The sequence below is a fragment of the Agarivorans sp. Z349TD_8 genome (genome assembly GCF_050870825.2).
Taxonomy (GTDB): domain Bacteria; phylum Pseudomonadota; class Gammaproteobacteria; order Enterobacterales; family Celerinatantimonadaceae; genus Agarivorans.
In genome coordinates this window covers 4,668,969-4,686,819 of the sequence record NZ_CP194037.2, presented here as the reverse complement: position 1 = coordinate 4,686,819, position 17,851 = coordinate 4,668,969, and the positions used below count along the sequence as shown (strand labels likewise).

General features: G+C 47.6%; 14 protein-coding genes and 1 riboswitch. Of the genes, 5 read left to right on the top strand and 9 right to left on the bottom strand.

Annotation, left to right across the window (positions count from 1 at the left end; translation table 11 throughout):
- Window positions 1–7: 7 nt before the first annotated feature.
- Window positions 8–1,135, bottom strand: a complete 1,128-nt coding sequence (locus ACRRS1_RS21170) for a D-alanine--D-alanine ligase (RefSeq protein WP_432455533.1) — start codon at window positions 1,133–1,135, stop codon at window positions 8–10.
- A gap of 322 nt (window positions 1,136–1,457) precedes the next feature.
- Here ACRRS1_RS21170 and modF point away from each other — a divergent pair, with 322 nt between their 5' ends.
- The 4 genes from modF (at window position 1,458) to ACRRS1_RS21150 (ending at window position 6,674) form a co-directional block, all read left to right on the top strand.
- Window positions 1,458–2,903, top strand: coding sequence for a molybdate ABC transporter ATP-binding protein ModF (gene modF, locus ACRRS1_RS21165; RefSeq protein ID WP_432468781.1), 1,446 nt, complete (start codon window positions 1,458–1,460; stop codon window positions 2,901–2,903).
- Window positions 2,896–3,705, top strand: coding sequence for a CLCA_X family protein (locus ACRRS1_RS21160; RefSeq protein WP_432468782.1), 810 nt, complete (start codon window positions 2,896–2,898; stop codon window positions 3,703–3,705). Before modF ends, ACRRS1_RS21160 begins: the two co-directional genes overlap by 8 nt.
- Before the next feature lie 201 nt (window positions 3,706–3,906).
- The gene (locus ACRRS1_RS21155; RefSeq protein ID WP_432468783.1) at window positions 3,907–4,941 is read left to right on the top strand and encodes an extracellular solute-binding protein; all 1,035 of its coding nucleotides are present in this window, start codon (window positions 3,907–3,909) and stop codon (window positions 4,939–4,941) included.
- Between the two features lie 2 nt (window positions 4,942–4,943).
- Window positions 4,944–6,674 (top strand): diguanylate cyclase domain-containing protein, encoded by a 1,731-nt coding sequence (locus tag ACRRS1_RS21150; protein ID WP_432468784.1) that lies wholly within the window; start codon window positions 4,944–4,946, stop codon window positions 6,672–6,674.
- A 44-nt stretch (window positions 6,675–6,718) separates the two neighbouring features.
- Here the strand turns inward: ACRRS1_RS21150 and ACRRS1_RS21145 are convergent, their stop codons facing one another.
- The 8 genes from ACRRS1_RS21145 to ACRRS1_RS21110 form a co-directional block, all read right to left on the bottom strand.
- Window positions 6,719–7,897 carry a sugar ABC transporter permease gene (locus ACRRS1_RS21145; protein WP_432455538.1) on the bottom strand — a complete coding sequence of 393 codons (1,179 nt, stop codon included), beginning with the start codon at window positions 7,895–7,897 and terminating at the stop codon, window positions 6,719–6,721.
- A gap of 3 nt (window positions 7,898–7,900) precedes the next feature.
- Window positions 7,901–9,424, bottom strand: coding sequence for a xylose ABC transporter ATP-binding protein (locus tag ACRRS1_RS21140; RefSeq protein WP_432455539.1), 1,524 nt, complete (start codon window positions 9,422–9,424; stop codon window positions 7,901–7,903).
- Between the two features lie 60 nt (window positions 9,425–9,484).
- Entirely contained in the window at window positions 9,485–10,477 is a 993-nt protein-coding gene (gene xylF, locus ACRRS1_RS21135) for a D-xylose ABC transporter substrate-binding protein (RefSeq protein WP_432460397.1), read from the bottom strand.
- Between the two features lie 374 nt (window positions 10,478–10,851).
- On the bottom strand, window positions 10,852–11,808 hold the full coding sequence (menC, locus tag ACRRS1_RS21130; protein ID WP_432460396.1) for an o-succinylbenzoate synthase: 957 nt from the start codon (window positions 11,806–11,808) through the stop codon (window positions 10,852–10,854).
- Between the two features lie 66 nt (window positions 11,809–11,874).
- Window positions 11,875–12,720 (bottom strand): 1,4-dihydroxy-2-naphthoyl-CoA synthase, encoded by an 846-nt coding sequence (gene menB, locus ACRRS1_RS21125; protein ID WP_432460395.1) that lies wholly within the window; start codon window positions 12,718–12,720, stop codon window positions 11,875–11,877.
- A gap of 9 nt (window positions 12,721–12,729) precedes the next feature.
- Window positions 12,730–13,509, bottom strand: coding sequence for a 2-succinyl-6-hydroxy-2,4-cyclohexadiene-1-carboxylate synthase (gene menH / locus ACRRS1_RS21120; RefSeq protein ID WP_432468785.1), 780 nt, complete (start codon window positions 13,507–13,509; stop codon window positions 12,730–12,732).
- A complete protein-coding gene (gene menD / locus ACRRS1_RS21115) occupies window positions 13,499–15,232 on the bottom strand; it encodes a 2-succinyl-5-enolpyruvyl-6-hydroxy-3-cyclohexene-1-carboxylic-acid synthase (RefSeq protein WP_432468786.1) in 1,734 nt (577 codons plus the stop codon). Before menD ends, menH begins: the two co-directional genes overlap by 11 nt.
- On the bottom strand, window positions 15,219–16,544 hold the full coding sequence (locus ACRRS1_RS21110) for an isochorismate synthase (protein WP_432468787.1): 1,326 nt from the start codon (window positions 16,542–16,544) through the stop codon (window positions 15,219–15,221). The genes menD and ACRRS1_RS21110 overlap by 14 nt, the downstream gene beginning before the upstream one ends.
- A gap of 117 nt (window positions 16,545–16,661) precedes the next feature.
- On the opposite strand from ACRRS1_RS21110, the gene ACRRS1_RS21105 reads away from it, so the two are divergent.
- On the top strand, window positions 16,662–17,573 hold the full coding sequence (locus ACRRS1_RS21105; RefSeq protein ID WP_432468788.1) for a 1,4-dihydroxy-2-naphthoate polyprenyltransferase: 912 nt from the start codon (window positions 16,662–16,664) through the stop codon (window positions 17,571–17,573).
- Window positions 17,574–17,688: 115 nt separating this feature from the next.
- Window positions 17,689–17,804, top strand: a riboswitch (TPP riboswitch).
- The last annotated feature ends 47 nt before the right edge of the window (window positions 17,805–17,851 follow it).

Below are 17,851 nucleotides of genomic sequence, written 5' to 3'. Positions count from 1 at the left end.
CTGCTCCTTAGTCTGTTTCTGGGTAGCTAGCGCTTAGTTCGCGCTCGTGTTTCCAGCGAACCAGCAGTTCTTTAAATTTTGGTGGTTGATAGCCTCGTTTACGATTTGCAGCGCCGAGTTCGAACAGGGTTTTATATTGAAACAGCAATGAGCGGATTGCTTCTCGAAAAGAGGTATTGCGATCCCAAATATGTAGTGATTCAGAACTGGCGCTATTGATCTCCACTATTTCTAAGTTTTTGCCCTGTTGTAACTGCTCTATATCGGCAAATTTTATATCCATGCGGCCGTAATAAAACTCTGGTAGATCAGCCATGATCCGATTGATTGCAGCATTCAGTTGTGGCGTGATCAGATGCTGAGCATCGCGGAAAATAGCGCCACGACAGTGGCTGGCAGAGAATACCAGCTTATAAGGTTGGTCGAGGCGGAGCACTTCATCTAATTTGTCTTGGTGACGAGATAGATATAGGTGCTGTAATTGGCTGGCGCGGGGATCAGCTTGAATGAGTTGCCTTAAGGTACTGGTTCCATCGCCGAGTACATAGGGGGTGTACTTGAGTGCCAATGAGATAATTTTCCCCTCGGCTTGTTCAGGGTGACGAACAAAAAACACGCCCGCTTCCGCTTCATAACTGGCCAGTTTTTGGAGCAACATCACGGCATTGAGTGGGTAGCTGGCTAAACATTCGCGTAATTGTTTGGTGTTGTGCAGTAACTTGACTCCTGCACCTCGACAGCCGATATCGGGTTTTCCAACCAAGGGAAATTGCAAGTCACGTTGCGCCATTAAGGATATTAAGTCTTCAACTTGGCGTTCTAGTGGAGCGCCACTGCGAGTCACTTTTAACCAACGCAGCACGGCTTGTTCGCAGTGTCCTTGCGCTTGACAGAGTAATTCACTCTTGCCAACACCAACCATGCCCGCTAACGGCAACTTGGGGTTGGCGAGTAGTGGTAAAGTGAGCGAGCGATGCCGTAGGCTTAACAGTAAGCACTGTACCACGACTGGAATGTAGACTGCCCAAGTTGGCCAAAACTCAAAGAATGAGGTGGCTTTGCCACTCATATCTAAGGCGGGCATACCGGGAGAGACATAGGGTGTGGAGGGTTTATGATTTGATGCTTGAGTCACGGTATAGAGGCGTCCAATTATATTTGTTCTGCCCTATCAGACCTGAGAAACCCAATAAATAATTCAAGGTCTTCAAATTTAGTCCGCTGACAAGTGGGTAAGGATTTTCAAATTATGCTGAATATGGCAATAAAAGGGCTTCTTAAGCTGACTTTATGTCTCGGCTAGATTGGTCGTAGTGGGCAGTGAAATGCCAGTGTTGACCAATCGTCATGAGGGATTTAGATGAAGATAAGGGACGTTTAATTTATGCTATTGCGGCCAGGGATGAATCGTGTTTCATCTCCAACAAGTATCCCCTAAGGCTCTAGGAAGTATTTCGATGATCATACAAGACTTGGTACTGCTCGCCGGTGAGCGGCGTTTAGCAATCAAACATTGGTCGATAGCAGCAACTGAGCACTGGGCCATTTTAGGCCACAGTGGCAGTGGTAAATCTTTGTTGGGGGCGTGGTTGAATGGTGAATTAATTGCTCAAGCTGGCGAGTGTTGCGGTGCGCCGGAGCGAGTGGCTTTGGTCTCCCTAGAGCAGCAACAAGCATTGTTAGAGCGCGAGTTAGCCGAAGATGACAGCGATTTTAGTGACCAATTCGACCCCGGACATAGTGTGGCTGAATTATTGCTGCGGGTTAACCATGAGCCAGCGCAACGACAAGCAGTGATCGAACAGTGTGATGTAAGTGGTTTGTTGGCGCGTGGTTTTAAGCTGCTCTCTACGGGAGAAACTCGCCGAGTGATGCTGGCCTTGGCCTTACTTCGCCAGCCGCAGTTATTGGTGCTCGATGAACCCTTTGCCGGTTTAGATCTGGCGCACCAACAACAGTTACTGGATTTACTGGCCTCGCTTGCCCAGCAGTGCCAACTGATGCTGATTAGTTCGCGTGACGAAGAGCTACCTGCGGCGATCAGTCATGTTGCGGTGCTCGACGATCAGGCTTTGAGTCAACAACTCACCATCGAGCAATGGCGCGAGCACCCAGAGCGTCGTTTGTTAGAGCAACAGGCTGAGCTGCAGTCATTCGCGATTGTTGAAGGTTTACGCCAACAGTGCCAATCGCCGCCATCGGGTCCCTTGTTTTCGATCCGCGATGGGCAAGTGGCCTATGCCGGTGAAACTCTATTTGAGAGCCTAACTTGGAGTATTGAAGCAGGTCAGCATTGGCAAATTCGGGGGCCGAATGGCTGTGGTAAGAGCACTTTACTTAACCTGATCTTTGGCGACCATCCCCAGTGTTATAGTAATCAAATTGAAGTCTTGGGTTATTCTCGGGGAAGTGGCGAAAGCATTTGGGAAATTAAACGGCAAATTGGCATGGTTTCCTCGAGTTTACATTTGCAGTATCGGGTTAACTGCAGTGCTCTGGAAGTGGTGTTGTCAGGTCTTTATGATTCCATCGGTATCTATCAACAAGTTTCGGAGCTGGAACGACAACAAGCCAAGTTGTGGTTGGAACTATTTGGTTTAACTGAGCTGGCTAACTGTGGTTTTAAATCTTTATCCTACGGACAACAACGGCTACTGCTGATTGCTAGAGCCTTAGTGAAAGGCCCCGCTTTGTTATTACTTGATGAACCATGCCAAGGCTTAGATTTTTTACAGCGTCGTTTGGTGCTGAATGCCCTTGAGCGAGTCGCAAAATATCAACTGAGTCATCTGGTGTATGTGACGCACCATCAGCAAGATGCATTACCCAGTATTCACCATTTCATCGACTTTGTGGATGGTAAAATTCAGATCAGTCGTTCGCTAGGATCTGAGTTTGGATAAGTCGGAACCGGGTCAATCAGGTTTATATCGTGATTACTATCGGCGAGGGCCCGATTACCGTCATGGTGATGAAGTGGATTTTGCTGACATTAAAAATACTTTTGGTTTTGCGGGCTTAAGCATTGGCGCTTGGGTGACTGCGCAAGAAAAGGTGCTGGCCGCAAACTTATTATTTGATGCTTTGGCTGATCTTGCTTTTCTATTAAATTTGCCGCCTCAGGCCTTGGGGTTACGCGGTCATTTAAACTTGGCCTTTGGGCATGGCGGGCAGCGTTTAGCGCAAGCCCATTACGCACTCAATTCACGAACCCTTGCCTTAGCAAAAAATGCAGGGGCAGGTGCTTTGGCCCATGAATGGTGGCATGCCTTCGATCATTATATGGCCGATAAGTTATTTGTTGAGCCCGCGGCTATCCATGATTTTGCTTCAAGTCGCTGGTTGTCTGATGATCGGCAACGCCAGCATCCATTGAATCAACGCCTCAACCGCTTGTTTGTTGTGGCTCTATTAAGCTCAGATGGACAAGATCTAAACTCTTATGTGCGACGTTCGCTGGCCTTAGATAGGCAGTTTAAGCAAAGTTATTTTAGTCTGCCAACGGAGATGATGGCTCGTGCTTTCGAAGCTTGGGTGCAAAGTCGCGAGGAACTCAAAAATGCCTATTTGGTGAGTGGAACCAAGCAAAGTGAGCTTGCTCAAGCAGGGGCTTACCCAGATTCCGAACATCTGCAGCGGATTGGCGTTGCGCTACTGGCTTATTTTGAATCACTGGGTCAAGCGTTAACCCAAACTGAACTCTAATATTCATTTTTCTTGTAGCAATCAATCGTTCACACATGGATTTTGTATAAGCGCTGAAGAGTAAGCTAAGCTTTATAGCGATGGTTTGTTGAATGCGCTTAACTTTTAATTCACATTATGGACATTATTCGTATACTTAATCACTCTATTGTTATTTTACGTTTTATAGCTTAGCTCTAAGTAAACATCAAGGAACAAGGAATGTTGCGAGTTATATCAGCAGGTTTGCTGGTTGCTTGGTTAGCTATTTTGCCAGCGGTTGCAGAGCAGGTCGATTTGCGGGTACTGGCTTGGCCCGGTTATGCTGACAGCGATATTGTGAGCGTGTTCGAGAAACGCTATCAAGTAAAAGTTAAAGTTAGTTATGTGACTAACGATGATGATATGTGGCTACGGATCGGTCATCAGCAGGGGGCTGATTTTGATGTATTTGCGGTGAATAGCGCCGAATTGCAGCGTTACATCAACGCTAATTTGACCCAGCCGCTCAATCCAAAACTACTGCCGAATGTGCTTCATCAACGGTCTCGCTTTAAGGCATTGCAATCGATCCCGGGAGCGACTCGCGGCGATGCCGTGTATGCGGTACCTTATACCTACTCTGAAATGGGGCTTATTTATAATTTAGCCATGTTTAAACAGCCTCCTACTAGTTGGCAGGTATTATGGGATCCCCGTTATCGTGCTCAAATTTTGGCTTATAACGGCAGTTCGCATAATTACTCTTTGGCGGCGATGGTCGAGGGGGTTGCTAATCCGTTTCAATTGGATGAGACGCAATTCAGGCAAGCCACCGAACGTTTAGTGGCTTTGCGACGGAATGTATTGACCTTTTATGCTTCCCCCGAGGAGGCGCTAGATTATTTTACTCAGGAAAATATAGCGCTGATGTTTGCTAACTATGGCGCGCAGCAGGTCAAAATGCTCACCGATGCTGGCGCTCAGGTTGGTTACGTGATCCCAAGAGAAGGAGCCTTAGCCTGGCTTGATTGTTGGGTTCTTTCGGCAGGCATGAAAAACTCAGAGTTAGCCCATCAATGGATTAATTACACTTTAGAGCCTTGGGTGAGTGAGCGTTTAACTCAGCGCCAAGGGCTGGCGAATACGATTGTACAAGATCCGCGAAGTGTTACCGAAGATAAAATTATCTGGCTACAAGCGGTAGAGGATCAGCAACGTCGTAGTCAAGTTTGGCAGCTTATTCTAAGTGGCAAAAATATGGCCACGATGGAATGACCATGAGTAATTCCATCTCACTTCGTCTTGGCTTATGGTTTTCAATGTTTGGGATCTTAGCCTCGATCGTGACGGCGACCATCAGTTATCACGAAAGCCGCGGTTTGCTCAGCCAAAGCGCCGAACGAGAACTAGCCACAACCACTCAAATATTAACCCGTGAGTTTAGTCGAACCATCGATGAAATTGCCAAAGATGCACGTTTTTTGAGTGCTATACCACAGACTGTCGGTTATTTTAGTACGCTTCAACCCGCTGAATTTGCCGAGCAACTGAATTCAATATTTTCCCAAAAACTGAAGTTAAACTCTTCTTATTTTCAGATCCGTTTTATTGGTGCCGCCGATTTTGGTCGAGAGTTGATTCGGGTGGACCGTTTAAGTTCTGGTGTGGTTTCTCGCAGCCCTTCTGAGTTAGAAGAAAAAGCTCATTATCCTTATGTTTTTCGAACGTTGCGGCTTAGTCCGGATGAAGTTTATCTATCGGATATTGAAATTCATACCGAGCAGGGCTTGGAAGTGGATTTGCATCATCCAACTTTAAAGGTTGCTTCGCCAGTGTATGTTGATGGTCAGACGCTCGGTTTGGTGGTGATTAATGTAAGTTTGACCCAATTGTTTAGTTTATTACAGGCGGATTTACCAAAAGGTGTTGATATTTATCTGAGTAATCAGCACGGTGATTATTTAGTGAATCCAGATTCTGATAAGCAGTTTGGTTTTCATTTTGGCCACCGCTATTTAATTCAACAAGATTTTCCCGAAATGGAAGCGTTATTTAGTAACCATCAACCGCTGACCTATGTATTGCCCTCCTCTGTTGGCGTGAATTACCAACGGGCGGTATCATTTACTGCGTTGTTTTATGGTTCTATCACCAATCAAAAAATGGCGGTATTGGGTTTGGCTAGCCCTTTACCAAGCTTGAGTGCGATTATGGATGTCTTGGCTGGTTCAATGATTAAGGTGTGTTTGGGTTTGAGCCTATTGGGATTATTGACCTCACTGTTGTTTGCTCGGATTTTGTCGATGCCGATCCGTAATATGGTGGCGGCAGTGAAAGATTTTTCTGCGGGCCAGTCGTTGGATCAGCGTTTATTACCAAGCGACCGTAATGATGAGATTGGTTTACTTGCGAATAGCTTCTATGCCATGTCGCAGCAAATTAACCTGCAGATTAAAATACTGAAAGACAATGAGACTAATCTACGTCATCTCGCCAGTCACGACGGTTTGACTGGCCTGCCAAATCGAGCGCTGTTCTTGGAGCAGTTAAATGCCTCGATGCGTCAAGCACAACTTAGTGAGACTCAATTGGCAGTCGTGTTTATTGATTTAGATGATTTTAAACAGGTGAATGATAGTTTTGGTCATGCTGCGGGTGATCAATTATTGCAGCAAGTTGCGCAGGTGGTGCGAGACACCATTCGAGCGGAAGATTCGGTGGCTCGTTTTGCGGGAGATGAGTTTATGCTCGCATTGACTTCGATAGACCAGCATCAGGATGCATCGTCGGTGGTGAATAAGGTTTTGAGTCGTTTAGCCGAAGAAATATATTTGGATACTCAGGTTCATCCGGTGTACGCCAGTGTTGGCATCAGTATTTATCCGGGTGATGGCATTAATGCCGAAATGTTGATCCGAAATGCTGATGCCGCGATGTATAAAGCCAAGGAAAAAGGTCGTAATTGCTTTTGCTTTTACGACCTTAAATCAGCTCAGTCCAACAATTAAGCAGCCTGGTGTGCGATCATTGTCGGCTTGCACAGCGTGCTGTTTTAAGCGCGTTTTTTACTGGCAACATCCATCCATACTGCGAGTAGCAAAATACTGCCCTTAATGATCGATTGCCAATAGGTCGGTACATCCATCATGCTCATTCCGTTGTCCAGACTGGCCATGATAAAGGCACCTAAAACAGCTCCGAATACGGTACCGACCCCACCCGCTAAGCTGGTACCGCCAATCACACAGGCGGCAATTGCATCCAGTTCGGCGATATTACCCGCCGAGGGGGAACCCGCACCTAAGCGGGAGGCCAAAATTAAACCTGCGACCCCAACTAATAAACCATTAATGGCGAATACACTGAGTTTAGTTTTTTCTACATTGATCCCTGATAGGCGGCTGGCTTCGAGATTACCGCCAATGGCATAAATACGCCGTCCAAAAGCGGTTTTTTTGGCCATGAATGCGGCGATAAACATCAAAACTACCAATAGTAGTACCGGGGTGGGGACGCCGCGATAATCGTTGAGCAACAATATTGCCGCTAAGGCAAAAATTGCGATAAAACCAAATTTCAGTATATCCCCGGCAATGGGACTGTTATCTAGCTGGTGGGCACTACGGTTTTTACGTCGTTTGCCTTGCCAGGCAAAGAATACGATCAATGCGCCAACAGTGGTCATAAGCGAAAACAGATCGGGGAGATAGCTTTGGCCAATAATCGCCATACTGGGGCTGGTGGGCGCCACGGTACTGCCACCAGTAATACCGATCAGAATACCTCGAAAGGCCAATAAACCGGCGAGAGTGACGATGAAAGAAGGCACTCTGCGATAGGCAACCCACCAGCCATTCCAAAGCCCGAGCAGTAAGCCAGCACATAAGGTGAGAACAATGGTGAGAGGCAAGGGCAGTTGCCACCATACATCCATAATTGCAGCAGCGCCGCCGAGTAGTCCCATCATAGAGCCTACTGATAAATCAATCTCAGCAGAAATGATGACAAAGACCATACCGATGGCGAGGATCCCTGTAATTGCAGTTTGTCGTAACAGGTTTGAAATATTACGAGGGGTGAGATAACTACCGTCAGTAGCAAAATAGAAAAACAGCATGATCAAAGCAATAGCGGCAAACATTACTAATACCTGTAGCTGCATTTTTTTCAGTTTATCCATCAAGTTGCCCTTGACTGCAGGGGGGGTGATGGTGGTTTCTTGACTAGACATGTTTTACTCCTCGGCCAATGCACAATCCATCACCATTTCCTGGCTCAGGTTTTGATTGTCTAATAGGCCTTTTAATTTACCTTCGTGCATCACCAAGACTCGGTCACTGATCCCTAATACTTCGGGTAATTCTGAAGACACCATAATGATGCTAATTCCTTGTTTAACAAGCTGAAAAATAAGTTTATAGATCTCATATTTAGCCCCCACATCGATCCCTCGTGTTGGTTCATCGAGAATTAAAATACGCGGTTTTAGTAGCAGAAACTTCGCCAAAATTGCTTTTTGCTGATTACCGCCACTAAGGCTTTTAATCGCCAAGTCGGCAGAAGCGGTTTTGACTTTGAGTCGTGCGATGGATTGGTCTATTGAGGCCTGTTCCGCCGATTCGTTTAAGGCTTGAGCGGGGCCAGTAAACATATTTAATCCTGCCAAGGTAATGTTATGGCCAACGCCCATGATCGGAACAATCCCGTGACGCTTGCGATCTTCAGGTACCATGGCAATGCCATATTTGAGAGCATCCCGATTATGACGGATCTTAATTGGCTGACCGTCTAGTTCGATCGGACATTGATAAATGCCCGCATAGGAACCAAACAAGCATTGCATCAGTTCGGTGCGGCCCGACCCCACTAAACCGGCGACCGCTAATATTTCGCCCTTATGTAGGCTAAAATTGACTTGGTCCACTTGCTTTAAGGGCGAGCCTTTGGTGAGCTTGGCATTCACTGGCCCAACTTTTAATACCACGTCACCGATCGGATGTTCTTCCCGAGGGAACAGTTGTTTGAGTTCGCGGCCAACCATCATGCTGATAATATCGTCGGTGCTCATTTGTTTGGCTGACTGAGTCCCAATATGCTCACCATCGCGAATAATGCAGATGCGGTCAGAGATTTCTTTGACTTCGGTGAGCTTGTGAGAAATATACACACAGCTAACGCCTTCACTGCGCAGCTGTTTGACGATGTCTAACAGTATCCGAGTTTCCGACTCGGTGAGTGGGGCGCTGGGTTCATCTAAGACCAAAACTTCGGCTTGTTTGGATAAGGCCTTGGCTATTTCCACTAGTTGTTGCTGGCCGACGCCTAACTCGCGGATCGGTGTATCCGGCGAAATATCTAAGTTCACCCGTTGCAACAGGGCTTTGGTTTGCTGAAACATTGCGCTGTGATCCAGCACGCCATAATGGCTGAGCTCGGCGCCCAGAAAAATGTTCTCCAAGATCGATAGTTCTTTCACCAAGGTGAGTTCTTGGTGAATAATCGCAATGCCTTTTTCCTCACTATCTCTGACATTGTGTGAAATTAAGGGTTGGCCTTTGTAATGGATTTGACCTTGATAAGATCCGTAGGGGTGCACCCCGGTGAGCACCTTCATTAAGGTTGATTTACCCGAACCGTTTTCGCCGCAAAGTGATACCACCTCACCGCGCTCAAGATTAAAATTGACTCCATTTAAGGCCACCACGCCGGAAAATTTCTTAACAATGTTAGACATTGTTAATAAGCTGGTTTGACTCATAAGTGCTCCTCAAAAGGCGGGGAAGGCCCCGCCTTTCAATACCGCTGGATGAACAGAAGGTTATTGGTAAACGTCTGCTTTGGTGTGGAAACCATCGGCAATAATCGTGCTGTCGATGTTGTCTTTGTCTACGGGGATCGGAGTTAACAAGTAAGCGGGCACATCTTTAGTGCCGTTGTTTAAGCTCGAGTTGGCTTTGGGCATTTTGCCTTCGCCCATTTCAACCGCTAATTCGGCTGCGGTGGTGGCTAATAGCTTTATGGGTTTGTAAATCGTCATGGTTTGCGTGCCAGCAAGGACCCGACGAGTTGCTGCTAAGTCGGCATCTTGACCGGAAATAAAGACTTTCCCGGCTAAACCTTGCGCTTCAAGCGCTTGAATTGCACCACCAGCGGTGGAGTCGTTGGAGGCAACAACAACATCGATATTGTTGTTATTGGCGGTGAGTGCATTTTCCATGATTTTTAATGCGTTTTCAGCGAGCCAGCCATCGACCCATTGATCGCCAACCACTTTAATATCGCCTTTGTCGATCAGCGGTTGCAGGATATTCATTTGTCCTTGACGGAATAATTTCGCGTTGTTGTCGACAGGTGAGCCTCCCATCAAAAAGAAGTTGCCATTGGCTTTATGTTGGATCAACGCTTTGGCCTGTAATTCACCTACTTTTTCATTGTCAAAAGATAGATAAAAATCGATGTCTGCATTATTGATTAAGCGGTCATAGGCGAGCACTTTAATGCCCTCAGATTTTGCTTCAGCGATAACATTCGACAAAACCTTGCCGTTGTAAGGGATAATTACTAATACATCGACACCGCGAGAAATCATGTTTTCAATTTGAGAAATTTGTGCAGTCTCGTTGCTATTTGAAGACTGTACGAATACTTTGGCACCAAGCGCCTCAGCTTTCTCAACAAAAAAATCGCGGTCTTTCTGCCAGCGCTCTAGACGTAAATCATCGATGGCTAAACCGATTTTTACGGTTTTGGCAAAGGCTGGTGTGGATAGGGCTAATACGGCTGTACAGATTAACATGATCAGCTTTTTCATATATGGCTCCTTGCTTGATAGCTTGTTTTATTATGTTTTTATTTAGGGCGATTGTGCCTGGCGAGAATTACATCGTTCGGCCAATCTGCTCTAGTTGTAGGGTGTAGAGGTCATCCCAATAAGGCACTCCTCAGCAATCAGCCTAAGTCGATATTGGTAAACAACCAATGACGCTTTTTTGTACGCTTATGACGTTTATTCACAAACGTAGTGAGAGTGTGACAAGGCTCTAGAAAACGCTTTTTAAGTGATGACCGATGCTTGAATGAGATCTGTGGTTTCATCGAAAACGCGGCAAGATGCTATGAATTAGCTGCTCAAAAGTTGAGCTGGCGGTGCCGTTATTGATTTATTTAGGGTCACCGCTGAGCGAATTAGTGGTTATTTTGAAGTTGTTGGATCAGCTCAAGTTGAATGGTTTGGTCGCTAAATGCTTTAAGTGTGTCCAGTCCTGGCGCTTGCTCGGGAGTAAAGTCTTTCGCCATGTTCTGGATCCATTGTAAACCTATTTCACTTTCGTAGGCTGAGCTGAGTACACAGCTAACCTGGTCGGCATGCGCTTGATCAATTAAGCTGGTACAGCGATGCCATGTTCCGATTAGACTCGGCTTGAGTACTAAGCTGCGTAAACCGTCGAAGTAGTGGTAGCGATAACTGCTATCTTGTAGGGTTTCATCTAGAGCTATTCCGACTTGGGTTCGCTTGGCGAGCATCGCGCACTGTTGGCTGTTGACAAGCGGTTCTTCGATGTAATCAATACGATTTAAATCGATATTTTCTAATACATAAATTGCTTGGTTCCAGAGCCAACTTTGATTGGCATCTAAACGTAAACGCAGTTGAGGATAATGTTGTTGCAATTGGGTAATTAGCTCTAGATCACTTTTAGGGGAGTTACGAGCCACTTTGAGTTTGGCTAAAGTTGCATGACTCCGGTCTAAGGTTTGCTGGCACTGGGCGAAGTCACCGTCTAATAGGGGGTACGCGACCTTGATCGGTACTTCTGGGGGCATACCCGCGACACAGCAGTCGATGGCAAAGGCGACACTGGGATAGAACTTGCGAATACTATGGCCCTGTAAATAATCCAGTAGTTGTTGCTCTGCTTGGTCGAGTGTTTCTTCGCTAAAGCCCGGCAGCGGGGCAACTTCCCCACGACCTCTTCGTCCATCGTTAAAACAGACGTCCAGATAGAGACCTTGCCGTTGGCTGATTTGCTGTGGACCAAGGTTAATTGGGTGACGAAGTTGCAGAGTATAGCGAGAGATCTTTGCGCTTTGCCAATTACAGAGCATACCGAGTTCCTTATTCGCAGGCGGGATGAAAGACATTTTCATCCCTTAAATTAATCACAGCAAGTTAACTTACTAATATTAGATGATTAATTTGTTATTTGCCTAAGGGTTCCTTTTAAATTTATTGAATTCCGGAGGGCGCTTCTCGTTAAAGGCGTTGCGTCCTTCTTGGCCTTCTTCGGTCATATAAAATAGCATGGTGGCATTACCCGCGAGCTCTTGCAGGCCTGCTTGTCCATCACAGTCGGCATTCAATGCGGCCTTCAGGCAACGTAGCGCCATTGGGCTGTTTTGCAGCATTTCACGACACCACTGTACGGTTTCGGCTTCCAATTGAGCGTAGGGCACCACGGTGTTGACCAAGCCCATGTCGAGCGCCTCTTGGGCATCATACATCCGACAGAGAAACCAAATTTCGCGGGCTTTTTTCTGACCGACGATGCGTGCCATGTAGCTGGCTCCCCAGCCACCATCGAAGGAGCCAACTTTAGGCCCAGTTTGGCCAAACTTAGCATTATCGGCGGCAATGGTTAGGTCGCACATCATGTGTAAGACATGACCGCCACCAACAGCATAACCAGCTACCATCGCGACCACGGGCTTAGGACAGGTCCGAATTTGTCGTTGAAAATCGAGGACATTCAGATGATGAGTGCCCTGATCGTCTTGATAACCGCCATAATCCCCCCGTACCGATTGGTCACCACCAGAGCAGAAGGCGAGCTCTCCTTCACCAGTTAAAATAATCACCCCGACTTCAGGATCAATTCGCGCATCGTGCAAAGCATGCATCATCTCTTGCACCGTTAACGGTCGAAAAGCATTGCGAACCTGCGGACGATTAATGGTGATTTTGGCGATACCGCATTTCGATTTATGGTAGTAAATATCTTGGTAGTCATGGTTGACGTTTTGCCAATTTACTGGGGTGCGTTCAATTGTAGTCATGTTTTTCTCTTATATATTTTTAAGACACTGAGTGAGTTGTTGGGAAAACAGCGCCGGTTGTTCAAAGTGGCAATTGTGCCCAGCATTGGCAATGTGATGCCAATGCTGTTGCGGATAATCTTGCTGTAGCTGCTTGGCTAGGCGCTGGTAGTTATGGTCTAAACTTCCGCCGATAAAATCGAGCGGCATTTTTAAGCGTCTTAGCTGCTTTGAGAGGTCATCTTGTAAACCTAAACTACAGGCGGTTAAGGTTGCAGCTAGGCCTTGACGATCTTGGTGGCTGCGTTTTCGTATCAGTTGCTGGCGTTGTAAGTTCGATAAATTGCTAAACACCGCCTGTTGATACCAATCGTTTAATAGCTCTTCCAGCGGCTCGTTTAAGCAACGGTCGGCCCAACGGTGATCCTGTACTAAACGTTGTTGGCGAGCTTGAGCGTCGCATAAACCTGGGTGAGCCGATTCAATAATCAGCTGCTGCAAGCCTTTGGGAGCGAGTAGTGCGTGATGTAAAGCTAAGCGGCCTCCGAGGCTGTAACCGAGTAATCGGTATTGGCGTACTTTCAGGCGTTTGAGGCAGGCGCTCAAGCGATGACTAAAGTCTTTGAATGCTGCGCGCGGTTTCAACCGTTGCTGCCCGCTCAAACCATGACCAGGAATGTCGATGGCGACGCAGTAATAATCAGCGCTTAATTCGGCGATGACCGCCTGCCAGTCGCTGCCATTCCCCAAGAAACCATGTAACAGCACCAAGCAGGGATGTTGACTTTGTCCATAAACACTAAAGTGCATGCTGTTGACTGACCTCGCTGAGTAAGGCCTGATAACGCCGACTGGCATCACCGGCGGAAAAACAAACCTCAATCAAACTCGCGCCTTGATGTTGCTGTGCTTGCTTAAAGGCTTGCTCGAATTGCTGCTTGCTCGAGACTCTGTGGAAGGGCAAGTTAAATAACTGTGCGGCTGCGGCGAAGTTGGTTTGTTGGGGCAATTGGTAATAGTCCTCGGCCAGTTGCTGGTGCTGCTCGGGCTCAGCCAGTTCAGGCAGTAAACTAAAGATCTCGCCGCCTTGATTATTCAATAAGATGATCACTAGCTTATGTTGGTTGCGACTCGCCAGCGCCAGTGAATTCAAGTCATGCAGTAGCGAGGTATCGCCAATCACTAAGCTGGTTGATCCAGCCAAAGCCTGACTAATTCCGACACTGGTTGCCAGCAGACCGTCGATGCCCGAGGCTCCGCGGTTGGCAAAATAATTTGTGGCAGCGCAGCTCTGGCCTAAGAGTTCGAAGATCCGTATCACCATACTATTGCCCATAAAGAGGCTTGAGCCAGGTGCTTGTAAGGCGCTGATTTGAGCACTGATCGATAGCTCTGAATAGTCTTGCAGATGCTGCTGCACGATGGGCTGAATTTGTTGCTGTGCCTGGAGCCATCGCTCTAAGTAAACGCCACTACTTGGCTGCTTCGCCAGATGGCTCTTGAGCCAAGTACTGGGCTGGCACTGCCAGCGAATTTGTTGTTGATGCTTGGGATTTAGTCGCTGCTGTGCGGGATCAATTAGCCACTGCTGTGTCGAGATCTTGGCCAACCATTGGCTGAGACGTTTGGCGACCAGATGCGCGCCAAACTGGATCACTAAATCCGGTTGATTAGCCGTGGCAAAGTGCTGGTTGGCCAGTAATAAGTCTGCTTGAGTGATGACTTTGCTATCGACTACTTGCCAATGGCTCTGACAATCGACTACCACTGGCCAATGGTGTTGCTCAGCCCAAGCGATAATCGCCTGAGTCTGTTCGGGCAGTTGTTTACCAACTACCACTAACACTTTGCTGTTGCGATCCAAGCTTGACCAAGCCGCCGAGCAGGTGGGGCTCTGAGGGCTGATGACTACTTGGTAATAGGGTTGGTCACTGTCGTGCCAAACGGCTAAGTCAGCTAGGTGGCTGGATAAATCTTGTCGCGCCTGCTGTGGGTAAAAGGGTTCTCGATAGGGGCAATTAAGATGTACCGGGCCAGCTGTTTGTTGTTGCATGGCCAAGGCCTGACCTAGTTCCGTGAGCATGCTACTGGGTGACATGGCGAGGTTGGGTTCGGCTAAACTGGCTTGGTAAATCGGGTAGTCGGAAAAAATCCTACGCTGATCAATGGCTTGATTGGCTCCCACCGCAAGCAACTCTTGGGGGCGGTCGGCACTGAGGATCAATAGTGGCACGCCAGTTTGCCGTGCTTCAATTACCGCCGGATATAAGTTTGCGACGGCAGTACCAGAGGTGGTGATAATTGCCACCGTTTGTCGGCTAGCCTTGGCTAGACCGAGGGCGAAAAAGCCAAGACCACGTTCGTCAAAGTGAACCAGACTTTGGCAGCCAGGATGATTAGCGACGGCCAAGGTTAAGGGGGTAGAGCGAGAGCCCGGCGCGATACAAAACTGGCGAATACCATGGCGCAGACAGTCTTCAATCAACAGTTCCGCCCAAGCGATATTAATATTTTTGGGGTTACTTTTGTTCAAGGGCGTCCTCATCGACTAATTGTAATACGGTGGCGATTTTGTGGTTGAGTTCTTGCCATTCTAGCTCAGGATCTGAGCCGGCGAGGATCCCCGCGCCAGCAAAAATAGTCAGTTGTTGAGCACCGACCAAGGCGCTACGGATCGCGACCGAAAACTCACTTTGCGCGCCACTAAACCAGCCGACGGCACCGGCATACCAGCCGCGAGCGTATCCTTCATGCTTTAAGATATATTGGATCGCCGAACTGCGCGGTAGACCGCCGACGGCGGGGGTTGGATGCAAGGCCTGTAACAGAGTACTATCATCCAAATCGGGACTGATTTGAGCAATGATCCGTCGCTTTAGATGTTGCACCTGAGCTAGCTTGACGAGCTCTGGCTCAGCCAAGGTTTGTACATGTAAGCTGAGTTCGCCGAGACGACAGCTTAAGTCATCGGCCACCAATTGATTTTCTCGTTGGTTTTTTGCGTCATCTAATAAGGCCTGCCCAAGTTGTAAATCTTGTTCTGGAGTTGTGCCTCTTGGGGCTGTGCCCGCTAGGGCTTCACTGCTTAGTTGGCTTCCTTCCCGAGAATACAGGCGCTCTGGGCTACAGCCAACGAAGCAGTGAAAGCCATCAAACTGAAATAAGAAGCTATAGCACTGCGGCTCTTTTTGTTGCCATTGTTGCAACAGTGAAAAAGCATTAATATCAGCACTTAAGCTCAGACTTGTCTGCCTGGATAAGACCACTTTTGCGGTATGCTGCTGAAATTCACTGCTGGTGACCTGTGTCACCAGTTGCTGCCATTGGACTTGACTGGGCTGGTCGTGACGACTTAGCACTGTGAGCTGGTTTGGTTCGATGGTTTGAGTGGCTTGGAGCGATGAAAAAGCTTGTTCGATCCGTTGATATTCTAAGTCGATTTGTTGTTCAAAATTGGCATTAATGAGGAATTGAAAATCTTCGCCATTGCCTCGGATCTCAAAGCGCGGCAAAATAAAGCGCTGTTGTGGGAAACTGGGCCACGATGCGGCTTGTTCCGCAAAGGCAATACCACCATAGAATCGTAGTTGATTGTTTTGGGCGTTGAGTTGTTCACACTGAGCTTGTAGTTGTTCCTGACCAATCAGTGATTTTGCGGCACCGACAAAAGCCACTTGTTGCTGATGTTTATCCCGCCAGTAGCCACGAGTATGTTGTTGCTGTTGATTTAACCAGGCTAATAAATCTAATTTAGGCAAGCGGATGCAGGCTTGCTGAAAACCATGCTGTGGCGCCTTTTTTAGTTGCTGCATCAGCAGTTTAAATTGACTATAAGAGAGCTGCACCTTTACGATTCCTGCTATCGACGACCGTCTCAATGTAGCGGTTTTTTTTATAACATCATAGTCAGATTTGGTTCTGCTTTGATGCTGAGCAATAATAGGCGCCGAGTTGTTATTTTTATGTTGAGTATTACTGTGAAATCCTGGTTGCATGCTGCCCGCTTGCGAACGCTGCCTTTGGCGAGCTCGTCGGTTCTTTTAGGTTCTTGTCTGGCGCTGAAACAGCAGCAGTTTAGTTGGCCAGTATTTGTACTGTCGTTATTGACGGCGGTGTTGTTACAAATTTTATCCAATTTAGCTAATGACTATGGTGATGCGCTGAAGGGCCTCGATGATGAGACCCGGGTGGGACCGACGCGGGCGATTCAGGCTGGTTTGCTGAGCGCATCGCAAATGTTGCGGGCGATAGTGCTAATGGCCTTGTTATCGGTGGCGAGTGGTTTGCTGTTGTTGTGGGTGAGCATCGGCGATCATTGGCTGGCTTGGCTTGGTTTCATAGGTCTGGGGGCTCTGGCGATTGTTGCCGCTATTGCCTACACCATGGGAGAGAAACCCTACGGTTATCGCGGTTTGGGCGATCTCAGTGTGTTTGTGTTCTTTGGTCTGCTAGGGGTGGTGGGCAGTCATTATTTACATACTCAGCAGCTCGATCCTGCAGTATGGTTGGTAGGCGCCGGGAGTGGTTTACTGGCGACTGCGGTGCTTAATATCAATAATATTCGCGATTTTAAACCCGATTTGTCGGCTGGAAAGCTGACTCTGGCGGTGCGTCTTGGGGAGCGCCGAGCGCGCTATTATCACCTGTTATTAATATTGGTCGCCTTGGGACTGTTCGCCAGCTACCTATTGCTGAATGCTGCCAGCAGTTTTGCTTGGTTGTACCTGTTGGCCGCGCTCGCCTTGCTCAAGGTGAGTGCTACGGTGTTTTGTCAGTACCAACACCAAGTTTTAGATCAACAACTGCAAGCGACGGCGAAATGGAGTTTCTTGTTGAGTGTCCTGTTTAGTCTCGGTCTGCAATTTCAGCTTTAGTCCATCAGTTGTGGTTGTCATCCTTCTCAACCTTACTTGGCGGGTATTGATCGGTGTAGCTCAGTTTGGTTTTTGATCTGCCGCTTGTGATTTGTAATTATCAGCCCTATACTCGGCTCTCTTGTCGGAGTGCCGAAAGGCTGAGACCACGGGTAGTATTACTACTGTTGTGTGGGATCCGTATGACCTGATCAGGATAATGCCTGCGCAGGGAACAAGATGAGTAAGTTTTTTGTGAAAGTGCCAATGGACCGTTGCGACGGCGTATATTGAGCCCT

Excerpts from the sequence above, each read along its gene's own strand:
- ACRRS1_RS21145 (WP_432455538.1), bottom strand. The coding sequence starts at position 7,897 with ATGTCTAGTCAAGAAACCACCATCACCCCCCCTGCAGTCAAGGGCAAC.
- xylF (WP_432460397.1), bottom strand. The coding sequence starts at position 10,477 with ATGAAAAAGCTGATCATGTTAATCTGTACAGCCGTATTAGCCCTATCC.
- modF (WP_432468781.1), top strand. The coding sequence starts at position 1,458 with ATGATCATACAAGACTTGGTACTGCTCGCCGGTGAGCGGCGTTTAGCA.
- menB (WP_432460395.1), bottom strand. The coding sequence starts at position 12,720 with ATGACTACAATTGAACGCACCCCAGTAAATTGGCAAAACGTCAACCAT.
- menC (WP_432460396.1), bottom strand. The coding sequence starts at position 11,808 with ATGTCTTTCATCCCGCCTGCGAATAAGGAACTCGGTATGCTCTGTAAT.
- ACRRS1_RS21105 (WP_432468788.1), top strand. The coding sequence starts at position 16,662 with ATGTTGAGTATTACTGTGAAATCCTGGTTGCATGCTGCCCGCTTGCGA.
- ACRRS1_RS21150 (WP_432468784.1), top strand. The coding sequence starts at position 4,944 with ATGAGTAATTCCATCTCACTTCGTCTTGGCTTATGGTTTTCAATGTTT.
- ACRRS1_RS21155 (WP_432468783.1), top strand. The coding sequence starts at position 3,907 with ATGTTGCGAGTTATATCAGCAGGTTTGCTGGTTGCTTGGTTAGCTATT.
- menH (WP_432468785.1), bottom strand. The coding sequence starts at position 13,509 with ATGCACTTTAGTGTTTATGGACAAAGTCAACATCCCTGCTTGGTGCTG.
- ACRRS1_RS21140 (WP_432455539.1), bottom strand. The coding sequence starts at position 9,424 with ATGAGTCAAACCAGCTTATTAACAATGTCTAACATTGTTAAGAAATTT.